We start from the raw sequence: 25,815 nt of genomic DNA on the forward strand, positions 1-25,815 counted from the left end.
ATGTCGCGCAGCGCTTCCACGGTCTCAACCAGCTACTACTTGCGTGCAGTGGCCTTGCGCTTGGCCGGCGCGCGCCCGCCGGACTTTCGTGGTGCCGGGCCTTTCTCGCGCTTCTCGGCCAAGAGCGCTACGGCGGTTTCCCGGGTCAGCTCCTCGATAGCGGTAGACCTGGGCACGGTGATGTTCGTGACGCCGTCCGTAATGTACGGACCAAAACGGCCTTCCTTGACCACAATCGGCTTTTCGGACACCGGATCATCACCGAACTCGGCCAGCGGCGGGGTTGCGACCCTTCCGCCACGCTGCTTGGGCTGGGAGTAGATCTCCAGCGCCTGTTCCAGCGTGATGGTGAAAATCTCCTCCTCCGAACCGATCGAACGCGAGTCCGAGCCCTTCTTGAGGTAGGGACCGAACCGGCCGTTCTGGACAGTGATCTCGTTGCCTTCAGCGTCCTTGCCCAGAACCCTGGGAAGATTCATCAGCTTCAGTGCGTCCTCAAGCGTGACCGTCTCAACGGTCATCGACTTGAACAGCGAACCGGTACGCGGCTTGACCTTCACGGGCTTTTTCGGTGGCTTGGGCTTGCCGTTCTTGTAGTACTCGACCGGCTGGTTGGCCAGCTCCTCTGCGGTAGGTTCCGGGATGATCTCGATGACGTACGGCCCGTAGCGGCCGTCCCGTGCCACGATGGACCGTCCCGTCTCCGGATCGGTTCCCAGGACGCGCTCCTCGGACGCGGGGCTGTTCATCAGCTCCACAGCCTTCTCTGCCGTCAGTTCATCGGGAGCGAGGTCCTCGGGGACGTTTGCCCGCTGGGGCTCCGTACCTTCCGGCGCATCCTCGGGCAGCGGCTTCTCAAGGTACGGGCCGAACTTGCCGACGCGCAGGACTATGCCCTCAGCGATTTCCACCGAGTTGATACGGCGGGCGTCGATCTCCCCGAGATCGTTCACGATCGTGCTCAGCCCGGTATCCTTGCGGTCCCCGTAGTAGAAGTGGTTCAGCCACTGGACGCGGCTCTCCTCGCCGCGAGCGATGCGGTCGAGGTCCTCCTCGAGTTCGGCGGTGAAGTCATAGTCCACGTAATCGGTGAAGTGTTCCTCGAGCAGCCGAACCACCGAGAACGCAATCCAGCTTGGAACCAGCGCCTGACCACGGGAGCGGACGTAACCCCGGTCCATGATGGTGGATATCGTTGCGGCGTAGGTGGAAGGCCTGCCGATACCGCGTTCTTCCATCAACTTCACCAGGGACGCTTCGGTGTAGCGCGGAGGAGGAGAAGTCTCATGGCCGATCGGTTCGATGGCTTCCGCGCCCAGGGCGTCGCCCGTAGCGAGATTGGGCAGACGGCCGCCCTGTCCCGACTGACCGTTTCCGCCGGCAGCGTCGTCCTCGTCGCGAGAGGCGTCCCTGCCCTCCTCATACGCGGCCATGAAACCACGGAAGGTGATGACAGTACCGGAAGCGGAGAATTCCGCGTCTTTCCCGTCCGGAGTGCTCGCTCCCAGCCGGACTGACGCCGTCGAGCCCTTGGCGTCTGCCATCTGGGAAGCAACGGTGCGCTTCCAGATCAGCTCGTACATGCGGAACTCGTCACCGCGCAGCTCATTTGCTACCTGGGCGGGTGTCCGGAAAGAGTCGCCGGCGGGACGAATCGCTTCGTGGGCTTCCTGGGCGTTCTTGGACTTGCCCTTATAAATGCGGCGGGCGTCCGGGACGTACTCTGCGCCGTACAGCTCGGAAGCCTGGCGCCGGGCGGCGTCGATTGCCTGGTCGCTCAGCGCAGGCGAATCGGTTCGCATGTACGTGATGTAACCGTTCTCGTACAGGCGCTGGGCTACCTGCATGGTTACGCGGGAAGAGAAGCGCAGCTTGCGGGCGGATTCCTGCTGCAGCGTGGAGGTGGTGAAGGGCGCCGCAGGACGACGGGTGTATGGCTTTGTGTCTACCGAGCGGACCTCGAAGGCAGCCTGCTGAAGCCCCTCGGCCAGGGCCGTTGCGGCCGCTTCGCTCAGCACGGCGACGCTCTGTGACTTCAGCTGGCCGAGGTCGCTGAAGTCCTTGCCTGTGGCGACCCGGGTTCCGTCCACGGAGATGAGTTTCGCGGTGAAGGACTCACCTTTTGACGTATCTTCCGGCGAGAACGTACCCGTCAGATCCCAGTACGACGCCGCACGGAACGCCATGCGCTCACGTTCACGCTCGACCACCAGACGAGTAACTACCGACTGCACGCGGCCGGCGGACAGCCCGCGGGCAACCTTCCGCCACAGCACCGGGGAAATTTCATAGCCATAGAGGCGGTCGAGAATCCGACGCGTTTCCTGGGCATCCACCATGGGAATGTCGAGGTCGCGCAACTCCTCCATGGCACGTTGAATGGCCTCGCGCGTGATTTCCGGGAAGGTGAGCCGGTAGACGGGGACCTTCGGCTTCAACACCTCGAGGAGGTGCCAGGCAATGGCCTCGCCTTCCCTGTCACCGTCAGTTGCGAGGTACAGTTCGGTGGCGTCCTTAAGAGCCGTCTTCAACTCGGCGACACGCTTCTTCTTATCGGCCGATACCACGTAGTACGGCTCGAAGTCCTTCTCCAGATCCACCGCGAATTTGCCGAGCGAGCTCTTCTTGAGCTCCGCGGGCAAGTCCGATGGCTGCGGCAGATCTCGGATATGTCCCATCGATGCGGCGACTTCGAAGCCCTCCCCGAGGTAGCCGGCAATCGTCTTCACCTTGGTCGGAGACTCGACGATGACGAGCTTCTTGCCGGGCTTCTTGTTCGTTGCCTTAGCTGGCACTTCACTCCTCGATACAGGTGCTTCTTAAAGAGCAGAACAACCGCTCAACCTGAGCTCAATATCTGAATTGGTGGGCATCCTGCCCTTCTCAGTATGCGGTACGCCTACCTGCACTAGGGTAACGGCTCCGTCGGGGCACCAGAGTCGGGGACGAGGAAACCATCCTTGACCAGGTTGCGCACTTCCTCCAGCAGCGCGTCGGAGAACGCGTCGTCGTCGCGATTCAGCAGTGCCGAAAGGGCACCGATGATCTGACCCGCCGAAAGGTCGCCGTCGCACGCTGAAACGAAGCCGGCCAGCTCCGTGCTTAGCAGCGTGGTGCGTCGGAAACCGGCTCCCTGCCGGAGCAGGATCACGCCGGGATGTTCAGCTCCGGGCCGCTGATGCCGCTCCTCGGTGACGTCCTCCGCAACGAGCAGGTGCTGGCCAGGCAGGTCGGCACAATCGCCCAGCCAGTCGTGCCGCGCAACCGCTGCGCTGACGTGGGGTCCGATTGGCTGCTCAAGGTCGTAGGTAATTTCTTCGAAGCGACGCAGCGTCGCCGGGCCGCCGGTATTCCGCAGCCAGACCATACCGAACCCGATGTGCTCGACGGAACGGGACCCGAAGTCAGCGAGGTAGTCGCTGAAGCGCTCAGCGAATCTGGCCGGATCCCGGTTTTCGGCGGCATCTCGCAGCCACGTCTCGGCGTAGTGGGTAGGAGTGAGCTGCTCGCGCTGAACCACCCAGACATCCGCGGTATCCGGGACCCAGCCCGCAACTCTCCCGTCCCAGGTCTGACCTTCCGGGATCTCCCAGTTGCCCAGGAGCTGCGCCGTTCCGCCCGGCGAAAGTACTGATGGGATGCCGCCGAGCAGGGACGACACGATGTCGTCGCCCGCAAGGCCGCCGTCGCGGTAGGTGAACTGGTCCTCCACTCTTTCACCGGTGCTGCGCGGAGTGATCACGAACGGCGGATTGGACACGATCTGGTCGAACGTCTCCCCCGATACCGGCTCCAGCAAGCTTCCCAACCGAAGACAGACGCGGGCGTCGAGGTCCGCCGGGTCGATCCCGAGCGCCGACGCGTTGAGCAGCAGATTGAACCGGGTGACGGCGAGCGCCCGTTCGGAGATGTCGGTGGCGGTGATATGGCGGGCGTGGGCCAGGAGGTGAAAGGTCTGGATTCCGCAGCCGGTGCCCAGGTCGAGTGCCCGGTCCACGGGAGCGCGCGCCGCGAACTGGGCAAGGGTCAGCGATGCCCGCCCGATCCCGAGCACGTGATCGGTTCGCAGTACCCCGGGCCGGACGTGGGAACCGAGGTCGGAGGCCACCCACACATCGCCGCCGGTGTCCGAAGAATAGGGGCGGAGGTCCATCAAGGCGCGGACACCGCCGTCGTACTCTTCCACGAGCCCCAACGAAAGCAGGCCGGCGGCACCGGTCGATGGAAATGCGGCATCCAGCGTTGCGGCGGGTGCGCTCTCGCCGAGCATGAAAACCAGCACGACGGCGGCGAGCCGGCTTTCGGAGCTGTGCTGTCCTTCCTGCTGCTGTCCTTCCCGCTCCTGCGCAGCGCGCGCGGCAAGCAGAGCCGGCACGGTCTGGTCCCGCTCCAGTGCGGCATAGGCGTCAGTACCGACCAGGTTCGCGACGCCGTCGACCGTGTAATTCACAGTTGTCAGATCCGCGGCGAGTCGGTTCAACAGGTCCTGGTCATCGCTCTGCGGGGCATCGGGTACTTCGGCAAAATTCAACACGCAACAAGCCTATTGGGCTCGAGCCTTCCGTGTTGTTGCCGTGGAGCAGCGGGCAGATGGCCAAACCGGTAAGGCACTACGAAAGCCCCCGGGCGTTCCGCTCGAGAACGTCCTCGCTTACCATTGACGCATGCACACCAGCCAGCGATTTATCAGCCCCCGGCCGCCTGTCGGCCGTGAGGGCATTGCGCTGCGCGTCTAACTCCAGCTGAGTCCACACGGTGTCCGCGGTCGGGGGTTTCTTCACCCCCTCCCGGCACTCTCCAAAGGACCAGCTATGTACCTCTCCATCCCCCAGCTCACCTCCGCCCTGTCCATCCGCGACCTGACCGATCCCGGGCAGGGACCCCACGCAATGCAGGAACTGCTCGACGGCGTCGTCAGCCGCTTGGTGCAAACCTGGAATGTCCCCGCTACGGTCCACCGCACCACGCCCCTTGTTGCCACGGCCGACAACTATGACCGGCTTGGCTACGCGCACGACGACGTCACGCGGGATGCGCGCTACTCGCGCCACGCCAGCCCCACGGTGATGCTTCGAAGTCACACCTCCGCCGGCGTCCCAGCTGTTCTTGACTCGCTGACGGAGATCGGGAACCCGTATGACCGGCTTCACGTTCTTCCCGGATTGGTCTACCGCCGCGATGCGGTGGACCGGACGCACGTCGGAACCCCGCATCAGGTGGACCTGTGGCGACTCAAGGCGCGCGGCTTGCTGGGCGAGGCGGACCTTCACAGTATGGCCGCCGCCGTCGTCGATGCCGTTCTGCCCGGCGCGCGCTGGCGGGCCGTCCCTGCTGCCCATTCCTATACCTCTCATGGCCTTCAGATAGACGTCGAAACGTCGGCCGGTTGGCTTGAGCTGGCCGAGTGCGGCCTGGTGCACGCCAGGATCCTTCGAAGCGCTGGGCTTGATCCTCGGCGCTGGAGCGGCCTTGCACTCGGGATGGGGTTGGACCGTGCTCTGATGCTGCGTAAGGGCGTGGACGACATCCGGCTGCTGCGCTCGCCTGACCCCCGCATCGCGGCGCAAATGCTCGACCTTGGACCCTGGCGCCCGGTGTCGCTCATGCCTGCGGTCCGGAGGGATTTATCCATACTGAGCACACCGGAGGCGGATGCGGAGATCCTTGGAGATGTTGCCCGCGAGGCGCTCGGGAAGGACGCGGATGTGCTGGAGTCACTGGTGATCCGTGCACGGACGCCGGTGGAGCAGCTGCCGGCTGCCGCGGTCGTCCGTCTTGAAGCACAGCCGGGGCAGGTGAACCTGCTGGTCCGCCTCACGCTTCAGGCGCTGGACCGCACGCTGACCGACGGGGAGGCGAACAGGTTGCGGAACCGCGTATACCGCGCGTTGCATCAGGGCCCGGTCCTTGAATTGGCGGCCGGCTGAGGGCTGGGCGGTTAGGCGGCGCCGACGGCCGTGGCTGGGTCACGTCCGGGCGGTAAGGTCAGGCGGCGCCGACGGCCGTGGCTTCAGCCTCGTCCGTTTCGCACCCTTGCGGGCAGCGAAGCGTAGCCGGGTCGGCGGCACACCCGGCGCAGTACAGCGTCAGATTGCGGCAGCTCAGGTTGGAGCAGTTCTCGAACTTGTTGGTGGGAGCGGAGCAGCGGACGCATTTGCCGATTGTCTTGGCGTCTTTGGTGAACTCGACGTGCATGCGCTTGTCGAAGACGTAGAGCGAGCCTTCCCAGAGACCCGCGTCCCCGTGTGTCTCCCCGTAACGCACAATGCCGCCCTGCAGTTGGTACACCTCGTTGAATCCGCGGTTGACCATCAGGCTGGAAAGCACCTCACAGCGGATGCCGCCGGTGCAATACGTGACCACCGGCTTGTCCTTCAAGTGGTCGTACTTCCCGGAATCGAGCTCGCTCACAAAATCGTGGGTGGTGTTTACATCCGGGACGATCGCGTTCCGGAACTTCCCAATCTGGGCCTCAAGCGCGTTGCGCCCGTCGAAGAATACGACGTCGTCGCCGCGTTCGTTGACCAGCTGATGCAGTTGTTCGGGCTTGAGATGAGTGCCGCCGCCGACCACACCGTTCTCGTCCACCTTCAGTTCACCCGGTGCGCCGAAGGACACGATCTCATCGCGGACCTTGATGCTGAGCCGGGGGAAGTCCTCGGCACCACCCTCGGACCACTTGATGTCCATCTTCTTGAAGGCGGGATACTCCCGGGTTGCCTTTACGTACTGCTTGACGGCGTTGAGTTCACCGCCGACGGTGCCGTTGATACCGTCCTTCGAGATGAGAATCCTGCCGCGGAGGCCCCATTTTTCACACAGGGCGCGCTGCCATAACCGCACAGCCTCGGGGTCGGGCAGCGGCGTGAACGCGTAGTAGAGGACGATTCGGTTCATTGACACGCAATAAAGCGTACCGGCGTGCACGCGAGAGGTCTCAAATCAGCAACCTATTCGCCGAGCTATGTCTTTACGGGCGGGCCACCACTATGGTTCCAGTCATGGGAGCCGCTCTTTCTGATCAACTTGTCCGCACGTGGGTTTCGGGCTGGGCAAAGTGCCGCGGTTATGCGCCACAGGACAACGGGAGCAGCATGTCGGTCCTGCTCACGGACCAACAGGACCACCTCGAGACCATCGTTTATGAACCAACTATCGGCGAACTCCTTGATCTCGCCGAAGAGACCCGCGAAGACTCTTATCGCGTGCTCACGGTGATCACCAACCGCGCGCAAGAGCTCCTCGAGGCGGTGGCTCCGCTTGGGATGCGGGTCACCGATCGCCAGCAGGCTCTGATGTGCGCCGATATGGATGGCCAGGATGTCGAAGACCCTCGCCCACCGGACGACGAGTTCAAACTTGAGCACATTCGCGAGGCGGACTGCAGGCGCGTTCTGGTGACTGTGAACGGCGAGGAGGCCGCTCGGGGGTCGGTAGCCAAACAGGATGAACACGCTGTCTATGACCGCATCATCACTTCGCAGCAGTATCGGCGCCGGGGCTTAGGCAGCTTCGTGATGCGCGCGCTGACGGCCGACATCCTGGGAGACGACGTCGAAACCGGCTTGCTGATGGCCTCCGAGGAGGGACGCCAGCTGTACCAATACCTGGGCTGGACGCACCTGGCTGATACCTTTGTGATCCGCCGCTGACGTCAGCTCGCTCGATCCCTTGCTCGAACTGATCGCCCCTAACTGATTTGTGTCGGGGTGACAAAATGGCTGGATGCTTGCTCATGATTCCCTGATTCCGCTGCTTGGCGGAGTTGATCCTGAGCAACTGGTTCACGTGCGCCAACTTCCGGCCCGCGATGCCGTGCACAGCCCTTGGCCCGAATGGGTTCACCCCGATGTGGTTGAGGCCTACCGGTCCCGCGGGATTTCCGAGCCCTGGAAGCATCAGAGCGTTGCAGCGGATGCCGCTCATGCAGGGTCGCACGTCGTCATTGCCACGGGCACTGCCTCAGGAAAATCACTGAGCTACCAGCTGCCCGTTCTGGACGCAATCCACCGTTCAGCGCTGGCGGAGAAAGTGTCGCTCGAGCCGACCGGTGCCGTCGCACTGTATCTCTCGCCGACCAAAGCGCTCGCCGCCGACCAGCTTTCCGCCATTTCCTCTCTTGGCCTGGCTACAGTCCGGGCGGACACCTACGACGGCGACACCGACTCGGGCGCGCGGCGCTGGATCCGTGATCACGCCAATCTCGTCCTGGCGAACCCGGACATGCTGCACTATGGGATCCTGCCGAATCATGCCTGGTGGGCACGGTTTTTCCGGCGCCTCACCTACGTGATTGTGGACGAAGCGCATAGCTACCGCGGCGTTTTCGGGTCGCACGTTGCCAATCTGCTGCGGAGATTGCGCCGGGTGTGCGCGTACTACGGGGCGAATCCCGTGTTCATCGGTGCGTCAGCGACCTCCGCCGCGCCGGCTGAGTCCTTCGGGAAGCTGATCGGTGCTCCCGTTCGGGCTTTCACTGAGGACACGTCGCCCCACGGGTCGACGACGGTGGCTTTCTGGGAGCCGCAGTTGACCGATCTTCGGGGGGAGAACGGCGCCCGGCAACGCAGGACCGTGATTGCCGAGACGTCCGATTTGCTGGCCAATCTGGTGTCGGCACAGGTTCGGACCATCGCCTTCATCAAATCGCGCCGAGGCGCAGAGAGCATCGCAGCGAACACCAAGCGGCTGCTCAGCGAGGTCGATCCGAAACTGCCAGCGCGCGTCGCAGCCTACCGGTCCGGTTACTTGCCCGAGGAACGTCGCCAGCTGGAGTCCGCCTTGCGGTCCGGTCGGTTGCTCGGCGTGGCGAGCACGTCCGCGCTGGAGCTGGGGATCGATATTTCAGGCCTGGACGCGGTTCTGGTGGCCGGCTGGCCGGGTACCCGTGCGTCCCTGCTGCAGCAGATCGGGCGGGCGGGGCGTTCCGGCCAGGACGCGCTTGCCGCCTTCGTTGCGAGCGACGATCCGCTCGATACCTACCTCGTCCACCACCCTGAAGCAGTGTTCGATGTGGGCGTTGAGGCGACGGTCTTCGATCCCGCCAACCCCTACGTGCTCGGACCACACCTATGCGCTGCGGCCGCTGAACTACCGCTGACGGTCGAGGATCTGCCGCTTTTCGGGGAAACGGCTCCTGCCCTGCTGGATCAGCTGGTGGACCAGGGGCTGCTGCGCAACCGCCCCGCAGGTTGGTTCTGGACTCATCCGCAAAGTGCTGCCGGCATGGTCAACCTGCGTGCGGACGGCGGAGGCCCGATCAACATCATCGAGAGCGAAACCGGCACGGTACTCGGCACGATGGACTCTCCGCAAAGCCACTATCAGGCTCATGCCGGCGCAATTTATGTCCACCAGGGCCAGAGCTATGTTGTCGAGGAACTGAACGAGCAGGACCACTGCGCCATCGTGACCCGTTCCAATCCCGACTACTACACGCAAGCGCGGGACGTCACCCAGATCGAGGTGATCTCCGAACACCGCAGCGTGCCGTGGGGTCCCATCCGGGTGTGCTTCGGGGAGGTGAAGGTGACAACCCAGGTGATTTCCTTCCAGCGCAAGGCCTTTGTCTCGAATGAAATCCTCGGTGAGGAACCGCTGGACCTCGGCGCACGGGACCTTTTCACCAAGAGCGTCTGGTTCGAGTGCGACAACCGGCTACTCGAAAGCAGCGGAATCAGCGCCGCGGATCTTCCGGGAGCACTCCATGCCGCCGAACATGCCGCGATCGGGCTGCTGCCCCTCGTCGCGTCGAGTGACCGCTGGGATATCGGCGGAGTGTCGACGGCGCTGCACGCGGACACCGGATTGCCCACCATCTTTGTCTATGACGGCCACCCCGGCGGTGCCGGCTTCGCCGAGCGGGGTTTCGAGGCGGCGAAGACCTGGCTGGGAGCCACGGCGGAGGCGATCCGATCGTGTGAGTGTGACGCTGGCTGTCCCTCCTGCGTTCAGTCGCCGAAGTGCGGCAACCGCAACAACCCCCTCAGCAAGGATGGAGCCCTCACGCTGCTCAACATGCTGCTGGCGCAGGCTCCGGACGGTGAGCCCACGCCAGCCAACGGCATGTCGGACGGGTAATCCTCCTTTCGGCTAGGGACCTGGTGACGGTGGACCGGCTCGTGCCCGCCCCGATGCCGGGGGAAGTGCAGGAATGGAATCGACCTCGGTAGAAACTCGAACGATGTGTCCTGATTCTCCCTCGATCAAGCACTCTGTCAGCCGGGCTTCATGAAGGGACGCGACCTCGGCGGCTACCGCACAGGGGCTCCCGTCGCGGAGCCCGCGTGCGGCGTCAGCCCCCGCGAGTGCAGACAGATCCGCCGCTGTTGCTGCCCTGGATGCTGCCACTGACGCCTGCGCGAACAGGACAACAACTGACAGAAGCAGCAGAGCTGCCATGGCGACGCCGGCCATCAGCGCGGTGCCGGCTCCGGATTCCTTGTCCGGACCGACGCGCATCATTCCTGCTCCGGAAGAGCGACGGCACGCGCGGAGAGGTTAACGTCGAGCAGATTCAGGACCGGCACATCAACAGTGGTTGTCACGGTTACGGTGTTGTAGGAACCCCCGGATTGAACGGCAATATGTGCCTGCTCTCCAGCGATCCTGCGAACGGTGCCATCCACAACAGCGGAAGATTCGCCACGCATCAGCTCACGTGCCCCGGCCCTTGCCGCTTCCTCTATCCGCAGTTGTGACAGACCGAGCGTCGCAGCGGCAAGAACAACTGCCAGCACCACAATCACCGCCGGGAATGCGACTGCCGCCTCCGCAGTCACAGCACCATCTTCCCTGCCGCGCACCTTCCGCGGTTCCGTCCGGTCCACGAGGGTCAGCCGAAGCTGAGCGCGTTGGTGATCAGCGACATGAGCATGCCGCGGATCTCACCGCTCGAAAGGACCGCCACCAGGAGAGCGGCGAAGCCTACAGCTGCGAGCGTGGCAATCGCGTATTCGGCGGTAGCAAGGCCGGCCTCGGACCGCATCAGTTCACGCCGGGTGCGGCGGTTGGGCTTGGCGGGGGGCGGCTGCAGACGGGTCACGGTGGCGAGCGGACGATCCTGATTGGGGCATTCCGGCGCGTCCTCGTGAAGGACGGTTGGTGCGATGGAACCTGTCATGACAACTCCTTGGATAGTAACTTTTCCAGGTGGTCCTGGCTGGACGATCCAGCGGGTGCTGTCTCGTCCGAACCGCTTCAGCGGCTGATTCGAGTCTTCCGCCCGGCTGAGCCTCGGACCGGTGGAGATTCAGATAAGTGGAAAAGCGCAGTACTTTCCCTCCGACTGTGGAGTGCGAATGCGAATGCGGGTGCGGCCTGCGGCGGCGGCAACAGACAGGGTGCACGCAGAGGGACGGGTGAGTTGCCGCAGTCCTGACGCGGTGCGCAACACAAAGTCAGGTGAAGGCGGGAAAGAGGCCAACCAGGACGGGGATAACGCCGAGGCAGACAAAAGCCGGTAACGAACAGAGGCCCAGCGGCACCACCAGCCGCACGCCCAGGGCGGCAGCACGCTGCTCCGCCTCCCGGTTCCTTCTGCGCCTGAATTGGGCAGCGTGCGCAGTCACAACGGCGGCGGATGGCGCCCCTGTTGTACCGGCGAACCGCAAGGCGTGACCGAGTTCGTGGGCGGCCTTGCCGCTCCCTGTGCGCGGAACCGCCGCCCACGCCACTTCCCAGGGCGCACCGAGGTCCAGCGCCGTCTTGACTGCCGTCAGTGCGGCACTCACCGGAGGTGAAGATGACCGCGCAAGGACGTCGAGGCCCCGGTCCAGGGACGACCCAACCGCGAGCATCGACGCCATAAGGTCCATCATGAGCGCTGGATCGTCCAGCCCCTTCCACTGGCTATGGGCGGATTCGCCTTGCGAGGAGCTATTCGGGAGGGTTACCAGCGGCGGCGAGCGGTGGAGCAACCAGCAGCCGGCCAGGAGAAGTGCCGCCACAAACGCACCTGTCATGCTGAATCTCCTGCGGCTGCCCGAACCAGCCTGCTCGACCAGATCCTGCCTGCAATCATCAGCACGAGTCCAGCGCAGAGTGCCGCGATGCCCGGCACTGAATCAAGGAGCACCTCAAGCGGATCAACCCCGATCAGGTAGCCCACCGCGAGTCCGAACAGTGGCAGCCAGGAGAGAAGACGGACGGTAGCCCTGGGTCCGGCGAGCGCGGTATCGCGGGCGGCATCGGAGTCCAGCTGCGACTCACGCTGAACCGCATAGCGGGCAAGGACATCAGCCAGCGGTGCTCCGCTGCGCTCGGCGACCTCAAGACAGGCGGCCAGATCCTGCCAGAGCGTCCTCAATGCGTGATCCCTGGTGCGGGTCCCGACCTCGCGCAGGACATCCGGAACGCTCAATCCGAGCTGGGCAGCCTGATGCGCTGAATGGAGCGCCGGCCGGACAGCAACCGAGAATCCGGTGCCGGCACTGCTCCCATGCACTCCAAGCGCGTCTCCCCACAGTTGGGAAGGCGTTCGTCCCGCCTGAAGCAGGCCCGTCAGCTGGTGGACGAAAAGCGGAATCTCGTGCGAATCAGACTTAACCGGGCGTTTCGGGAAGCGAGACTTGAGCACGGTGAAGACACCCGATTGCGTCCGAGGCGCAGTGCGCAGCGGGCGACGGGAAAGGGCCAATACCCAGCATGCTGCGAGGATCAACGCGGCGACGAGTGCGCCGGTCATGCTCACCGCCCCCGATCGAGTTTTGCGGCCAGTGCCTCCCACGCCGGGCCCGGCTCCGATGTAGCGCCGTTTCGTGCCAGTGCCGTTCTGACCACGAGCTCCCCGTTCCCGGCCGTCTCGAGAACACCAACCTCGGAAACGGTCCGGCCGCCTGCAGTGCGAATGACGTGAATGATGACGTCGAGAGCGTTCGCCGCCTGCAGTGCCAACGGGCGAGCCTCCATACCGGCAAGGGCGGCGAGCGCGGAAAGCCGGGCTGGGACGCTGGCCGCGGAATTCGCATGGATAGTCCCACCCGCGCCGTCGTGCCCTGTGTTCATCGCAGCCAACAGTTCGCGGACCTCAGCACCCCGGCACTCCCCGACGATAAGCCTGTCCGGCCGCATCCTGAGCGCCTGACGGACGAGTTCAGCCAAGTCCACAGATCCCCTACCCTCAACGTTGCCGTGCCTGCTCTGCAGCCCTACAGCATGGGGGTGGGCGGGGCTAAGTTCAGCGGAGTCCTCAACAGTCACCAGGCGTTCGTGGGGTGCACTGAGCGACAAGAGTGCTGCGAGCAGTGTCGTCTTGCCCGTACCCGTGGCTCCGCTGATGAGGAAGTTCAGCCGCTTGCCGACGATTCCCCTCAGTGCCGCGGACATCCGGAGATCCAGTGCACCGGAGGACACGAGTTCCTCGAAGGAGAAATGCCGCTGCCGCTGGATACGGATGGAAAGCAGCGTCCCGGTCGTGGATAACGGTGGAAGAACCGCGTGCACCCGGAAGCGGTCCAGCCGCACATCGACACACGGATTGCCGTCGTCCAGTCGGCGCCCGCCGGCGGAAACAAGCCGCGTCGCGAGTGCCCGCACGTCGGCATCACTGGAGAAGGCGAGCTCGGTGCGCTGCAGCCCGCCGCCGTCGTCAATCCAGACCGCGCCCGCACCGTTGACGAGGATGTCCGTCACCGCCGGATCTTCCGCGAAACGCTGCAAAGGGCCCAGGCCCTGCAACTCCGCGCGTACCCGGTCCAGTGTCCGGAAGGCACCTTCGGAGCCCAGCAGGCGTCCGGTTGACTGCACGGCAGCAGCGAGCCGGGCACCGGTGACCGGCTCCGCCTGGCTGAGCACGGCGTCACGAACCTGCGCCACCATGGCGGCGTCCGAGGGCGAAGTGTTCTGGCGGGGACGCCGATCTCTGACCTGCCTGCTCATGCGGCCGCCTTCACAGTGCCTGCCAGCACGGTGTCGAGCACCGAACGGCCGAAGGATCGGACGGAGCGCTGCCGTGCCAGGTCCAGACCCCTCCCCTGGTTTTCATTACCTGCGGCAGCGCGCAGGTGAGGCAGGTAGCCGGCGCCCGGTATACCGACGGCATCTGCCACCCTCGCCGGATCAAGGTCCGGCCCCAAAGGACCCCGGACGGCAGCCCGGACAGGTAGCGGTTGAAGCTGTGCCACTACGGCACGGGCAGCGGAGATCGCCCGGACACGGCCGGGTACAACAAGAAGAATGCTGTCGCAGTAAGGAAGTAGCGACCCCTCGGCTGACCAGCCGCGCGCGACATCAACCACCGTGAGATCGAACGCGGACCGGGCGGCCTCCATGATTGCAGGTACCGCCGCTGATGCCAGGACGCCCGGGGCCGGCGGCTCGGCGCCCATGGACAGCAGCGAGAATCCATCAAGCGATGGCAGTGCGTGTATCAACTGATCGGGGTTCAGGGTTCCGCGGACCTCCCCCAGGTCCGGCCACCGGACGCCGGGCAGCGCTTCACCGCCGAGAGCCAACTCGAGCCCACCGCCGAACGGATCACCATCGACCAGCAGAGGGCGCAGGTCCCGGGACCGCGCGCAGGCTGCGAGCCATGCGCTGATGGTGCTGGCACCCACTCCTCCGGCTGCACCCAGCACGCCGACGATGGTTCCCTCATCCTGTGCGCGCTGCAGCATGCCCAGATGCTCGGCCAGCCAACCCGCTGCCTGGGGAAGAATGGCCACGCGGTCGGCATTGCACCGTGAAGCCGCAGTCCATGTGCCAGCTTCCTGGTCTTCCAACCCCACGACGATCACTGGGCAACCCGGCACCGCATGCCGGGCACTGTCCCTATCCAGCAGCACAACGGCGGGACGCAGCGCCAACGCATCGTTCACTGTGGAAGCGCTGGTCAGGGCAAGACCGGCTGCAACGGCAACGCGTGCCACCTCGTCGCGGATGCTTTGCGAGGAGCTGACCAGCACGACGGCGGCCGATTCAGCGGCCGGGATCCAGGAAGACATAGTGCAACCCTGCGCCCGCCCAAAGGTCCCGGCGTGGCCTCTGGTGCGTATGTGGATATCTTGAGCGGAATTGCATGGCCGGTGCAGGAGCAGTCGGCCCGCTCTGCGGTGGGCAACAATAGAAGACGTGTACATCGTCCTTGCGCCGCCCTCGAACGGCCAGCGCATTAGCGCAGGTGGCGATGCACAGGCGGCGTTCCTCCCGGTGGACGCCGCGGGAGCTCCGACCGCGGACGCCATCGTGGTCCCGGTGGCCCAGCTCGGTGAGACTGTTCGGAGGATGGAGCAACCCGGAATCCGCTGGGTCTGGGACAGCACCCGGAGTTGGTACCCGGGACTGCTTGCAGCAGGAATCTCCGTCGAACGCTGCCACGACGTTGCGCTGAACCGGGAGATCCTGCGCCACTCTCCCTCATCATCGGCAACTGAGTATGGAAGCCAGCTGCAGTCACGTCCCGACGAAGCTGAGGATGCCAACCCCGCCCGGGTGCTGCCGCCCCTTGCGCCGTCTCCACTCCAGGAAAGCCTGTTTGAGACGACGCAGCCCGCAGCCGGTGCAGATGTAGTGGAGGTCAGCGCAGAATTCGCAGCGCAGCAGCGGGCGGTGAGGGACAGCGACCGGCCGGCGCAACTGGCACTGTTGTTGGCCGCGGAGTCCGCGGGTGCCCTGATCGCGGCCGAGATGGAGCATGCCGGCATCCCCTGGCGCGCGGACCTCCACAATGAGCTGCTCGAATCACAGCTGGGGCCGCGTCCGAGGGACGGCCACCGCCCCGCCGAACTCGAGCGGCTGGCGGGTGAACTGCGCACGGCTCTCGACAACCCCCGCTTCAACCCGGATTCTCCCCAGGAGCTGCTGCGCGCGCTCCACCGCGCGGGCATCGAAGTGTCCTCAACCCGCTCCTGGGAACTTCAGCGCCACAACCATCCAGCCATTGCGCCGCTACTCAAATACAAGAAGCTTTCCCGCCTCCTGACGGCCAACGGTTGGACCTGGCTGGACATCTGGGTGCATGACGGCAGGTTCCGGCCCGAATACGTAGTTGGCGGCAGCATGTCCGGACGGTGGGCTTCACGCGGCGGCGGCGCCCTGCAGATTCCGCACCAGGTGCGCGACGCCGTCCGGGCGGATACCGGCTACACGTTGATCGTCGCGGATGCCGCCCAGCTTGAACCGCGGGTGCTCGCTGTGCTGGGCAGGGATTCCGCTCTGGCGGCAGCGGGTCGCGGGTTGGACCTCTATCAGGGCATCGCTGATCAGGGTTTCGGCGGCGACCGCGCCAAGGCCAAGGTCGCAATGCTCGGAGCTATGTACGGGGCAACCACCGGCGAATCCGGCCGCCTGATGCCCCAGCTCACGCGGACCTATCCGCAGGCAATTTCAGTGGTGGAGACCGCGGCACGCACCGGGGAGGCGGGCGGCGTCGTCGCGAGTTTTCTGGGCCGCGGCTGCCCGCCGCCGTCGGAACGGTGGCTGTCCGCGCAGCAAACCAGCAGCGCCGCCGAGCAGCAGCGCGCCGACTCCCTTGCGCGTTCACGCGGCCGCTTCACGCGCAACTTCGTGGTCCAGGCGACCGCCGCGGAATGGGCCCTGTGCTGGCTGGCGGAATTACGACGACGCCTGCGCGCCAATACTGCCGACTACGCCAGCGCGCACATCATCTTTTTCCTTCATGACGAGGTGATGCTGCACGCGCCGCGTGAACTCGCCGACCAGGTTTCCGCCATGGTGACCGAGGCCGCGCGGGCCGCCGCGCAACTGATGTTCGGTGAGATTCCAGTGGAGTTCCCGGTGAATGTTGTAGTGGTGGACTCCTACGCCGACGCGAAGTAGTCCAACGGGCGCCGCCAGCAAGCGACGCCGTTACAGCGGTGCGTCGCGTTCCCTGGACTCATCCCACGGTTGCGTCCAGCCCAGTCCGTCGAACAGCCGTGACAGCAGCAGGCCGGTGAAGCCCCAGATAGTTATGTCGTCGATGGTGAAGGCCGGGGTGCTGTGTTTACGTCCGTTCCGCCGGACCACCGCCGTGAACCGCACGTCGTCCGAAAGCAGTTCAGCGACCGGCGCACGGAACACATGGGATGACTCGGCATGATCCACCACACGTACCGGACTCGGCGACGCCCACCATGCGAGCACCGGCGTCACGAGGTAGTTGCTGACGGGTAGGCCGACTATCGGCAGTGCACCAAGGATCTCGACGCCGGCCGGGTCCAGCCCCGTCTCTTCCTCCGCCTCACGCAGAGCGGCAGCGGCAGGGCCGGCGTCGTCGTCGTCAATTCTTCCGCCCGGGAACGCTACCTGGCCGGGGTGGCTGCGCAAGGTTCCGGCGCGGGTTACGAACAGGACGTCGAGGTCATCAGGCACTGCAGCCGAGTGCGTTCTGGCCGGCCGGTCATCCAGACGCCCGAAAAGGATGAGGACGGCGGCCGGCCGCGCTGTTTCCACATCGATCCCGCGCAGCTGCCAGGACTCCGAAGTCTCTGCGCCGGGACCGATGGGTGCTGACCGTTCGGCGAAGGCTTTCAGCTGGCTATAGGCGCTCATGCGCTCAGGGTGTGGCCCGCGGCCAGCAGCTCAGCACGGGAAGCACCCTCCAGCATGCGGCGGTGGAGGTCTTCACGGCCCGGTGCGAGCTCGTACTTCAGCAGTTTCCGGGCCTTTGCCGCGTCGACCTCGCCCTCGCCATAGGAGGGGCACAGCGCAGCCACCGGGCAGACACCGCAGGCCGGCTTCTTGGCGTGGCAGACACGGCGCCCATGGAAAATCACCCGGTGCGAGAGCATGGTCCAGTCCTTCCGCTCAAAAAGAGCGGCGACGTCGGACTCCACCTTGACCGGGTCCTCCTCGGTGGTCCAGCCAAAGCGGCGGGACAGCCGCCCGAAGTGCGTATCGACAGAGATGCCGGGCACCCCGAAGGCATTCGCCAGAACTACGTTGGCGGTCTTGCGGCCCACGCCGGGCAGCGTAACCAGGTCTTCCAGTCGCCCGGGCACCGCTCCGTCGAAGTCGTCAACGATACGGGTGGCAAGCGCAAGCAGGCTTCTGGACTTGGCCCGGAAGAAACCCGTGGGACGAATCATTTCCTGGAGTTCATCTTCCGGAGCTTCGGCGAGACTGCGCGCATCCGGGTAGCGGGCGAACAGGGCAGGGGTGGTCAGATTGACGCGGACGTCGGTGGTTTGGGCGGACAGGACCGTTGCAACCAGCAGTTCGAACGGGTTACGAAAGTCCAGTTCCGCAACGGCGTAGGGGTAGGTTTCGGCCAGGATCCGGTGGATCTTTTGCGCACGGCGCTTCAAAGCAATCGGAGATACGTCCACGCTGACCCGACCTTCCTCGTAGTTCCCACCGGCTCCCGGAGCTAGCCCTCGGTGGGAGCGCGCTCGATGTTCCGCAGGTCCCGCATCACACCGACGCGGCCGGTGCGCTTGTCCTGAACGAGGAACTCGTGTCCGCGGTCCTCAATACCCACTTCCCAGTCGCCGGGCTGAAGCACGAAGAGCGGCGCTCCGGTCTGCTCGTCCACCACTGAGCGGGGCGTTCCGACGGCGAACCAGAAGGCCTCGAGCATGGGTTCGTCATCCTCTGCGTCGCGCGTAGCCGAGATCGACTCCGTGCGGGGCTGTGATGCCTGCTGCTCTGCGGTTTCCGGGTGGCGCTGGACGACCGGGTGCGCGGCCGTCCTGTCAGGTGTTTCGCCAACGCTGGGCTGCGCCGCAGTGGGCGCCGGCGCGGCGGACTCTGCAGAAGCAACAGGGCCGGCGGACCCGGCTGCCGCGGCGGCTTCCGACGCGGGCTCCGCGGCGGCTTCCGACGCGGGCGCCGCGGCGGATGTTGGCGCGACTGCCGCCGAATCGGTGGGACGGTCCGGGTCTGCCAAGCTGTCAGCTTTGGTCTCTGCCTGTGCGCCCGCGGTCTGCGCGCTATCAGGCTGCGCTGCGGTTGCCCCTGTAGCGGCAGGCTTGACTTCCCTGTTCTCAGCAGCCACCGGAGCACTGGCCGACTGGCGGGCTTGATCCTGCCCTGCGGAAGGAGCCTGCGGGACTCCGCCGCCCTGGCCGGCTGCGTAACCGGCAACGGCAAAACCGGCGCTGTGGCCGGCGCTGCTCGGACCGCTGGCTGCAGGCGCACCGGACGAATGGAGGTCGGTCCAACCGCTCACCTTCTCTGCCGGCACCGGCTTGGGCGGTCGCGGCTTGGCGGGCAATGCTTCCCGGGCGATGGGATGCGCAGACGACGACGGACGGCCGGCGAAGTCGGGCTTGAACACGCCGATATGCGGTCCACCGACCGTGGCCACCAGGAAGCCCATCGATCCGATCAGTGCAATGAGGGAACCGATTTCGAACGTCGTCACCGTTTGAAGGAAGAAGAACGCTGCGGCGAAGGCCGCGGTCACGGACGCGAACTGGTCGACTGAGAGCGAACCGACGCGCAGGCTCTTCGCGCCCTGTCGGCGGCCCACCAGCAGCGCCAGCGCGGCCACCGGCAGGAGAATTCCGATGCCAAGGAAGAAGAGAGAGAACGTCCGCCACAAATTGACGCCATCCACGAACGGCAGGATGGTGCCGACGAACATCACCAGCACGGAGACGCCGATAACGGTCTCGCGCAGGGTGAAGGGACCGGCTACCGCCTCGGGACCGGTGTGGCCGGCCTGTCCGGGGTGCCCGGATGATGCGGAGCTGTCAGCAGGGGTCTCGGACCGGCCGGATTGCTGCACCGGCGAACTTTGCGCGGTGCCTGCGCCGCCGTCGTACTGGCGCTGTTCGGTCATGTCTGGATTCTCCGTTTCGTAACAGCGGCGCGTGCCGCAGTCGCAGGTGCCGAGGGCGTTGAGCCGGATTCGGGTTTCTCTGACAACCCTAGTCAACGCCCACTTCCTTTCCTACCAATGATGGGACATGTCGGCGACCGCCGCTCACCGCTCACCGCTCACCGCAGAATTGTTGCCTTTCGCATCGGGCTTGTGACTGGCGGCACACCGAATGTCGGAGGTCCCTACTAATGTGGGACACAGCACATTTTGCGGGCTGCCGTCGTCTGTTCGGGCCCGCTCCGCACTGATTGGCCGAAGGGGTTCACAATGTCTGAAGACACCCAGGTATCCACGGGTGACGCATTCGAGAATTTGCTGCACGAGGAGCGCCGCTTCCCGCCGGGCGAGGAGTTTGCCGCCAATGCGATCGCCACGGCCGATCTGTATGAGCAGGGCAAGGAGGGTCCCGAGTTCTGGGCACGCCAGGCACGGGAACTGCTGACCTGGCACGAGGATTTCTCACAGGCTCTCGACTGGTCAGAGGCCCCCTTCGCCAAGTGGTTCGTCGGCGGAAAGGTCAATGCTGCGTACAACGCCCTGGACCGCCATGTGGAGCAGGGTCGCGGCGACCGCGTCGCCATCCATTTCGAGGGTGAGCCGGGGGACACCCTCACGTACACCTATGCAGAGCTGACCACCGCGGTGAAGAAGGCCGCCAACGCCTTCGAGTCGCTGGGCGTCAGCAAGGGCGACCGCGTGGCCGTTTACCTGCCCATGATCCCCGAGGCCGTAATCACCATGCTGGCATGCGCCCGCATCGGCGCCATTCACTCAGTTGTCTTCGGCGGATTCTCGGCAGACGCCCTGCGCAGCCGGATCGATGACGCCGAAGCAAAACTGGTGGTAACTTCCGACGGCACCTACCGCCGGGGCAAGCCCAGCCCGCTGAAGCCCGCTGTGGACAGTGCCCTGGAACGTCCGGGGCACACAGTTGAGAACGTGATTGTGGTCAAGCGCAACAGCGAACCGGTCGGCTGGACCGAGGGACGCGACATCTGGTGGCATGACGCTGTTGGTCAGGCCGCGGAAGAGCACACCGCAGAGGGGCACGATTCGGAGCATCCGCTCTTCATCCTCTACACCTCCGGCACCACGGGAAAGCCCAAAGGCATCCTGCACACCACCGGCGGCTTTCTGACGCAGACGGCGTTCACCCAGAAGAACACCTTTGACCTGCACCCCGAGACCGACGTTTTCTGGTGCACCGCTGACATCGGCTGGGTGACAGGGCATAGTTACGTCGCCTACTCCCCGCTGGTCAACGGCGCTACCCAGCTCATCTACGAGGGCACACCGGACACCCCTCACCAGGGCCGCTGGTGGGAGCTCGTTGAGAAGTACAAGGTCTCCATCCTCTACACCGCACCCACGGCCATCCGTACATTCATGAAGTGGGGCCGGGATATTCCCGCCAAGTTCGACCTCTCCTCCATCAGGGTGCTCGGCTCGGTAGGCGAACCCATCAATCCCGAAGCGTGGATGTGGTACCGGGAGATCATCGGCGGCAACGGGGGACGTTCGGAAACCCGCGCACCGGTTGTCGACACCTGGTGGCAGACCGAGACCGGCGCCCACATGATCTCCCCGCTCCCCGGTGTCACTGCGTGCAAGCCCGGGTCTGCGCAGGTTGCCATGCCCGGCATCGCAGTCGACGTCGTGGATGAAATGGGCCAGTCCGTGCCGAACGGCTCGGGCGGTTACCTTGTGATCCGGGAACCGTGGCCCGCGATGCTGCGCGGAATCTGGGGCGATCCGGAGCGGTTCAAGGAGACTTACTGGTCCCGTTTCGACAACATGTACTTCGCCGGCGACGGGGCCAAACGAGACGAGGACGGGGACATCTGGCTGCTCGGCCGGGTGGACGACGTCATGAACGTCTCCGGGCACCGCCTGTCCACAACGGAGATTGAGTCCGCACTGGTGAGCCACCCATCGGTGGCGGAGGCCGCCGTCGTCGGCGCCTCTGACGAGACAACCGGTGAGGCCGTGGTTGCCTTCGTGATTCTGCGCGGTTCCGCTGCGCAGGACGACGACGTCGTCACCACCCTGCGCAACCACGTCGCCAAGGAAATCGGACCGATCGCCAAGCCGCGCAACATCCTGGTGGTGCCGGAGCTGCCCAAGACCCGCTCGGGCAAGATCATGCGCCGCCTCTTGAAGGATGTTGCAGAGGGCCGCGAGGTGGGCGACGCCACTACGCTGTCCGACCCGACGATCATGCAGCAGATTGCTGCGTCGCTGCGGAAGTAAGAGCCGCTGCGGAAATAGTTCATCGTGCGTAACTGACGGACGCCGGCCCGCCAACTCCAGCGGAGGGTAGCCGGCGTCCGTGGTGTGAGGTGGGTCAAGCACCCGTGTGACGTTGACGGAATTTGCTGGCCGCGTCAGACATGCACCGAGGACAATTCTGAAGCGTGTCCACCTCCACCGAACCCCGCCCGACGCCGGCCACCCGGCCCGGGATGGCCCGAAAGACCGCCGCTGCGTCCTTCGTCGGAACCGCCCTCGAGTCCTACGATTTCTACGTCTTCGGCACTGCCGCCGCACTCGTTTTCAACGAGGTCTTCTTCACAGCCCAGGATCCCCTCGCGGGCACCCTGTCGGCGTTCCTGATCTTCGCCATGGGCTTCGTCGCCCGTCCGCTGGGCGCCATCCTGTTCGGTCACCTCGGCGACCGCATCGGCCGCAAGAAGACCCTCATCTGGACCATCCTGCTCATGGGTCTGGCCACCGGCGCTGTGGGGCTTCTTCCGGATTACAGTGTCATCGGCGTGTGGGCCCCCATCATCCTGACCGTGCTGCGACTGCTTCAGGGCCTGTCGCTGGGCGGCGAGTGGGGCGGGTCCATCCTGATCGCAACCGAACACGCAAGCCCGAAGAAGCGTGCCCTGTACGCCGCGATCCCCCAGTTGGGATCCCCCGTCGGCACCATGCTGATCTCGCTGATCTTCCTCATCCTCACGGTCACCGTTCCGGACGTCATGACCACCTGGGGCTGGCGGATTCCTTTCCTCCTCGCCTTCCCGTTCCTCGCCGTTGCGCTCTACCTGCGCCTGGCCATAGATGAGACGCCGGTCTTCCGGACCGCGCAGAAAGTGCGCGTTCCGCTGCTGAGCGTGCTGCGTTCCCAGCCGATCGCCGTCGTCGTTGCCACTGCATCGGCCGTCCTCGGCATCGGCTCCTACTTCCTCATGGTTTCCTACACCCAGGCCTACGGCACCGAACGGCTTGGCCTGGCGCAGGAAACGGTTCTCAATGCGGCGCTCATCGGCTCACTGCTGCAGCTTGCAACCATCCCGGCCTTCGGCTGGCTGGCCATGAAGATTGGCTCGGCCAGGGTCGTCGCGGGTGGTGCGCTCGGCACCGCGCTGATCGCCTTCCCGCTCTACTGGGTCATCAGCATCGCGGACGCACCCCTCTACGTGGCGGCGATCCTGCTCGGCGGGATCCTGCCGACGGCGAGCTGGGCGGCGCTCGGTGGCCTGATGGCCGACCTCTTCGAACCAAGCACCAGCTTCACCGCACTGTCCTTCTCCTACAGCATCGCCGCAATCGTGGCCGGTTTCGCCCCGTCGATCACGCAGGCGTTCGGCGAGGCGACGGACGGCGCCTGGTGGCATCCCGGCGTCGTACTTGCCCTCATGAGCCTCGTGACGGTAGCCGGCGCGACGGCGGCAGCGCGCATTCAGCGCAAGGTGCCGACACTCGGCTGACGGCCGGAAACACCGCCGGGGAAAGGACACGGAAGGGACACTGACGGGAGCCGGAAGGCGCGTGGGGATCAGGCATAGTTAAGCCATGGCGACCACTACCCTGTTGATTCTCAACGGCCCGAACCTGAACCTGCTCGGCACCCGCGAGCCGGACGTCTACGGCTCCCACACGCTCGACGACGTTGAGAAGCTGTGTGCCTCTGCTGCCGGTGCGCACGGGTGGGCCGTCAACTGCAGGCAGTCCAACCACGAGGGTGAGCTGGTCGACGCCATCCAGGGCGCTGCCGGAGCAGTGGACGGAATCGTTCTCAATGCCGGCGCCTACACCCACACGTCAGTGGCCCTGCGGGATGCAGTCAGCGCCGTCGGCCTGCCAACCGTCGAGGTGCACATCAGCAACGTGCACCGGCGTGAGGAATTCCGGCACCATTCCTACCTGTCGCCGGTGGCGGATGCAGTGATCGTGGGGGCCGGCGTGGACGGTTACCGGCTGGCCATCGACCACCTCGTGCGCAAACTGACGCGCCATGACCTGATGCAGGGCGGTTATGAGGGACGATAGAGCTATGACGGAAATCACCCCCAAGGATGCATCAGGCAAAGACGCCGATCCCGCCAGCAACGCCCCGATGCTTCAGGTCAAGAACCTGGCAGTCAGCTTCCGAACCACCTACGGTGAGGTACACGCCGTAGAAGACGCGAGCTTCACCCTTCACCGCGGAAAGACGCTCGCCATCGTGGGCGAGTCGGGTTCGGGCAAATCGACGACGGCGATGGCCTGCATTGGTTTGCTGCCCGGCAACGGGCGGGTCACCGGCGGAAGCATTCTGTTCGAGGGCCGCGACCTGGTTCCGCTCCCGGAGTCAGCGATGCGCACCATCCGCGGCCGTGCGATCGGCCTCGTGCCGCAGGATCCCATGTCCAACCTCAACCCCGTGGCGAAGATCGGCACGCAGGTCGCGGAGACCCTGATGGTGCATGGGCTCGCGGACAAGAAGAACGTCAAGGAACGCGTGGTCGAGGTGCTCTCGGCTGCAGGCCTTCCCGACGCCGCAGACCGCGCCAAGCAGTACCCGCACGAGTTCTCCGGCGGCATGCGCCAGCGTGCGCTGATCGCCATCGGAATGGCATGCCGTCCGCGCCTGCTGATCGCCGATGAGCCCACGAGCGCCCTCGACGTGACCGTGCAGCGCACCATCCTCGACCAGATCGACACCATGACCGAGCAGCTCGGTACCTCGGTGCTGCTCATCACGCATGATCTCGGGCTGGCCGCCGAGCGTGCGTCGGAACTCGTGGTGATGCACCGCGGCCGTGTGGTGGAGACCGGACCGGCTGCGCAGCTCCTGAACGATCCCAAGCACCCCTACACCCAGTCCCTGGTCCGTGCCGCGCCGAGCGTAGCCGCTGTCCGGCTGCGTCCGGGCGCCTACCACGAGGACGCCGCGAAGCGCGTTGCCCTTGCACAGGCAGCCTTCGAGGAGCACCAGTCAGAGGCGGACTCTGTCGAGGAAGCCGCTCCGACGAACAACATCGTCGAAATCCGTGACTTGACCAAGATCTACAAGAGGCGCGGCAGCTCCGAGGACTTCTACGCCGCAAAGAACGTGACGCTGGACATTCCGCGGGGGCAGACCGTCGCCATCGTGGGCGAATCCGGCTCAGGCAAGACGACGACGGCGCGCATGCTTTTGAAGCTCATCGAGCCTACCGCCGGCACCATGACCTTCGACGGCATGGACGTGGCGAACCTCAACAAGGAGCAGCTCGCCGATTTCCGCCAGCGTGTGCAGCCGGTCTTCCAGGACCCGTACTCGTCGCTGAATCCGATGTTCACCATCGAGCGCATCGTCGAGGAACCCCTCAACGCGTACAAACGCGGCTCAAAGAAGGAGCGCGCAGCCCGGGTGCGTGAGCTCATGGACCAGGTGTCACTGCCGCACAACGCGCTGCGGCGTTACCCCTCGGAGCTCTCCGGCGGGCAGCGGCAGCGCGTCGCCATCGCGCGTGCCCTGGCGCTGAAGCCCGAGCTGATTGTCTGCGACGAGCCTGTCTCCGCCCTCGACGTGCTGGTGCAGGCGCAGATCCTCAAGCTCCTGGGCGACCTCCAGTCCGAACTGGGCCTGAGCTACCTGTTCATCTCCCACGACCTCGCCGTGGTCCGGCTCATCTCCGACTACGTGTGCGTCATGAAGGACGGCGAGCTGGTCGAGGCAGCGAGCTCCGAGGAAGTCTTCCAGAACCCGCGCCACCCCTACACCCGGAAGCTCCTGGCCTCCATCCCGGGCAACGAACTCAATATCGCCTGACGTGCCGGTGCCCTGACAGGGCTGCATA

General features: G+C 65.2%; 21 protein-coding genes. 8 read left to right on the plus strand and 13 right to left on the minus strand.

The window, feature by feature from the left end:
* Positions 1 to 35: 35 nt before the first annotated feature.
* Both topA and Q0877_RS09485 read right to left on the minus strand, forming a co-directional pair.
* Complete coding sequence (gene topA, locus Q0877_RS09480; RefSeq protein ID WP_299167231.1) at positions 36 to 2,795, minus strand: type I DNA topoisomerase; 2,760 nt, start codon at positions 2,793 to 2,795, stop codon at positions 36 to 38.
* A gap of 113 nt (positions 2,796 to 2,908) precedes the next feature.
* Positions 2,909 to 4,531, minus strand: coding sequence for a methyltransferase (locus Q0877_RS09485; protein WP_299167341.1), 1,623 nt, complete (start codon positions 4,529 to 4,531; stop codon positions 2,909 to 2,911).
* Positions 4,532 to 4,811: 280 nt separating this feature from the next.
* On the opposite strand from Q0877_RS09485, the gene Q0877_RS09490 reads away from it, so the two are divergent.
* Positions 4,812 to 5,927 carry a hypothetical protein gene (locus tag Q0877_RS09490; protein WP_299167232.1) on the plus strand — a complete coding sequence of 372 codons (1,116 nt, stop codon included), beginning with the start codon at positions 4,812 to 4,814 and terminating at the stop codon, positions 5,925 to 5,927.
* Between the two features lie 58 nt (positions 5,928 to 5,985).
* Here the strand turns inward: Q0877_RS09490 and Q0877_RS09495 are convergent, their stop codons facing one another.
* Entirely contained in the window at positions 5,986 to 6,903 is a 918-nt protein-coding gene (locus tag Q0877_RS09495) for a rhodanese-related sulfurtransferase (RefSeq protein WP_299167233.1), read from the minus strand.
* A 98-nt stretch (positions 6,904 to 7,001) separates the two neighbouring features.
* Between Q0877_RS09495 and Q0877_RS09500 the strand changes: the two genes are divergently transcribed.
* Complete coding sequence (locus tag Q0877_RS09500; RefSeq protein WP_299167234.1) at positions 7,002 to 7,652, plus strand: GNAT family N-acetyltransferase; 651 nt, start codon at positions 7,002 to 7,004, stop codon at positions 7,650 to 7,652.
* Between the two features lie 73 nt (positions 7,653 to 7,725).
* Positions 7,726 to 10,080, plus strand: coding sequence for a DEAD/DEAH box helicase (locus tag Q0877_RS09505; RefSeq protein WP_299167235.1), 2,355 nt, complete (start codon positions 7,726 to 7,728; stop codon positions 10,078 to 10,080).
* 12 nt (positions 10,081 to 10,092) lie between these two features.
* Here the strand turns inward: Q0877_RS09505 and Q0877_RS09510 are convergent, their stop codons facing one another.
* From Q0877_RS09510 to ssd, 7 genes are all read right to left on the minus strand, one after another.
* The gene (locus Q0877_RS09510) at positions 10,093 to 10,464 is read right to left on the minus strand and encodes an Rv3654c family TadE-like protein (RefSeq protein WP_367182160.1); all 372 of its coding nucleotides are present in this window, start codon (positions 10,462 to 10,464) and stop codon (positions 10,093 to 10,095) included.
* A complete protein-coding gene (locus Q0877_RS09515; RefSeq protein ID WP_299167237.1) occupies positions 10,461 to 10,781 on the minus strand; it encodes a TadE family type IV pilus minor pilin in 321 nt (106 codons plus the stop codon). Before Q0877_RS09515 ends, Q0877_RS09510 begins: the two co-directional genes overlap by 4 nt.
* Before the next feature lie 53 nt (positions 10,782 to 10,834).
* Positions 10,835 to 11,122, minus strand: coding sequence for a DUF4244 domain-containing protein (locus tag Q0877_RS09520; protein ID WP_299167238.1), 288 nt, complete (start codon positions 11,120 to 11,122; stop codon positions 10,835 to 10,837).
* 277 nt (positions 11,123 to 11,399) lie between these two features.
* Complete coding sequence (locus Q0877_RS09525; protein ID WP_299167239.1) at positions 11,400 to 11,963, minus strand: type II secretion system F family protein; 564 nt, start codon at positions 11,961 to 11,963, stop codon at positions 11,400 to 11,402.
* Complete coding sequence (locus Q0877_RS09530; protein ID WP_299167241.1) at positions 11,960 to 12,685, minus strand: type II secretion system F family protein; 726 nt, start codon at positions 12,683 to 12,685, stop codon at positions 11,960 to 11,962. Before Q0877_RS09530 ends, Q0877_RS09525 begins: the two co-directional genes overlap by 4 nt.
* A 2-nt stretch (positions 12,686 to 12,687) precedes the next feature.
* A complete protein-coding gene (locus tag Q0877_RS09535) occupies positions 12,688 to 13,878 on the minus strand; it encodes a TadA family conjugal transfer-associated ATPase (protein WP_299167243.1) in 1,191 nt (396 codons plus the stop codon).
* Complete coding sequence (gene ssd, locus Q0877_RS09540) at positions 13,875 to 14,942, minus strand: septum site-determining protein Ssd (protein ID WP_299167245.1); 1,068 nt, start codon at positions 14,940 to 14,942, stop codon at positions 13,875 to 13,877. Before ssd ends, Q0877_RS09535 begins: the two co-directional genes overlap by 4 nt.
* 127 nt (positions 14,943 to 15,069) lie before the next feature.
* Here ssd and Q0877_RS09545 point away from each other — a divergent pair, with 127 nt between their 5' ends.
* Positions 15,070 to 16,776, plus strand: coding sequence for a bifunctional 3'-5' exonuclease/DNA polymerase (locus tag Q0877_RS09545; protein WP_299167246.1), 1,707 nt, complete (start codon positions 15,070 to 15,072; stop codon positions 16,774 to 16,776).
* A 30-nt stretch (positions 16,777 to 16,806) separates the two neighbouring features.
* Here the strand turns inward: Q0877_RS09545 and Q0877_RS09550 are convergent, their stop codons facing one another.
* The 3 genes from Q0877_RS09550 to Q0877_RS09560 are packed head-to-tail and all read right to left on the minus strand — an operon-like array spanning position 16,807 to position 19,723.
* Positions 16,807 to 17,490, minus strand: a complete 684-nt coding sequence (locus tag Q0877_RS09550) for a CoA pyrophosphatase (protein WP_299167248.1) — start codon at positions 17,488 to 17,490, stop codon at positions 16,807 to 16,809.
* Positions 17,487 to 18,266, minus strand: a complete 780-nt coding sequence (nth, locus tag Q0877_RS09555; RefSeq protein ID WP_299167250.1) for an endonuclease III — start codon at positions 18,264 to 18,266, stop codon at positions 17,487 to 17,489. The genes Q0877_RS09550 and nth overlap by 4 nt, the downstream gene beginning before the upstream one ends.
* Positions 18,267 to 18,307: 41 nt before the next feature.
* Positions 18,308 to 19,723 (minus strand): hypothetical protein, encoded by a 1,416-nt coding sequence (locus Q0877_RS09560; RefSeq protein WP_299167252.1) that lies wholly within the window; start codon positions 19,721 to 19,723, stop codon positions 18,308 to 18,310.
* Between the two features lie 309 nt (positions 19,724 to 20,032).
* Between Q0877_RS09560 and acs the strand changes: the two genes are divergently transcribed.
* From acs to Q0877_RS09580, 4 genes are all read left to right on the plus strand, one after another.
* A complete protein-coding gene (gene acs / locus Q0877_RS09565) occupies positions 20,033 to 22,015 on the plus strand; it encodes an acetate--CoA ligase (RefSeq protein WP_299167254.1) in 1,983 nt (660 codons plus the stop codon).
* A gap of 164 nt (positions 22,016 to 22,179) precedes the next feature.
* Complete coding sequence (locus tag Q0877_RS09570) at positions 22,180 to 23,478, plus strand: MFS transporter (RefSeq protein WP_299167255.1); 1,299 nt, start codon at positions 22,180 to 22,182, stop codon at positions 23,476 to 23,478.
* Positions 23,479 to 23,563: 85 nt separating this feature from the next.
* Positions 23,564 to 24,040, plus strand: coding sequence for a type II 3-dehydroquinate dehydratase (gene aroQ, locus Q0877_RS09575; RefSeq protein ID WP_299167257.1), 477 nt, complete (start codon positions 23,564 to 23,566; stop codon positions 24,038 to 24,040).
* A gap of 4 nt (positions 24,041 to 24,044) precedes the next feature.
* The gene (locus Q0877_RS09580) at positions 24,045 to 25,787 is read left to right on the plus strand and encodes an ABC transporter ATP-binding protein (RefSeq protein WP_299167258.1); all 1,743 of its coding nucleotides are present in this window, start codon (positions 24,045 to 24,047) and stop codon (positions 25,785 to 25,787) included.
* Positions 25,788 to 25,815: the final 28 nt, after the last annotated feature.

The organism is uncultured Arthrobacter sp. (assembly GCF_947495145.1).
Taxonomy (GTDB): Bacteria; Actinomycetota; Actinomycetes; order Actinomycetales; family Micrococcaceae; genus Arthrobacter_D.

Excerpts from the sequence above, each read along its gene's own strand:
- Q0877_RS09490 (WP_299167232.1), top strand. The coding sequence starts at position 4,812 with ATGTACCTCTCCATCCCCCAGCTCACCTCCGCCCTGTCCATCCGCGAC.
- Q0877_RS09500 (WP_299167234.1), top strand. The coding sequence starts at position 7,002 with ATGGGAGCCGCTCTTTCTGATCAACTTGTCCGCACGTGGGTTTCGGGC.
- Q0877_RS09505 (WP_299167235.1), top strand. The coding sequence starts at position 7,726 with ATGCTTGCTCATGATTCCCTGATTCCGCTGCTTGGCGGAGTTGATCCT.
- Q0877_RS09510 (WP_367182160.1), bottom strand. The coding sequence starts at position 10,464 with ATGATGCGCGTCGGTCCGGACAAGGAATCCGGAGCCGGCACCGCGCTG.
- Q0877_RS09520 (WP_299167238.1), bottom strand. The coding sequence starts at position 11,122 with ATGACAGGTTCCATCGCACCAACCGTCCTTCACGAGGACGCGCCGGAA.
- Q0877_RS09525 (WP_299167239.1), bottom strand. The coding sequence starts at position 11,963 with ATGACAGGTGCGTTTGTGGCGGCACTTCTCCTGGCCGGCTGCTGGTTG.
- Q0877_RS09530 (WP_299167241.1), bottom strand. The coding sequence starts at position 12,685 with ATGACCGGCGCACTCGTCGCCGCGTTGATCCTCGCAGCATGCTGGGTA.
- Q0877_RS09535 (WP_299167243.1), bottom strand. The coding sequence starts at position 13,878 with ATGAGCAGGCAGGTCAGAGATCGGCGTCCCCGCCAGAACACTTCGCCC.
- ssd (WP_299167245.1), bottom strand. The coding sequence starts at position 14,942 with ATGTCTTCCTGGATCCCGGCCGCTGAATCGGCCGCCGTCGTGCTGGTC.
- Q0877_RS09550 (WP_299167248.1), bottom strand. The coding sequence starts at position 17,490 with ATGAGCGCCTATAGCCAGCTGAAAGCCTTCGCCGAACGGTCAGCACCC.
- Q0877_RS09560 (WP_299167252.1), bottom strand. The coding sequence starts at position 19,723 with ATGACCGAACAGCGCCAGTACGACGGCGGCGCAGGCACCGCGCAAAGT.
- acs (WP_299167254.1), top strand. The coding sequence starts at position 20,033 with ATGTCTGAAGACACCCAGGTATCCACGGGTGACGCATTCGAGAATTTG.
- aroQ (WP_299167257.1), top strand. The coding sequence starts at position 23,564 with ATGGCGACCACTACCCTGTTGATTCTCAACGGCCCGAACCTGAACCTG.
- Q0877_RS09580 (WP_299167258.1), top strand. The coding sequence starts at position 24,045 with ATGACGGAAATCACCCCCAAGGATGCATCAGGCAAAGACGCCGATCCC.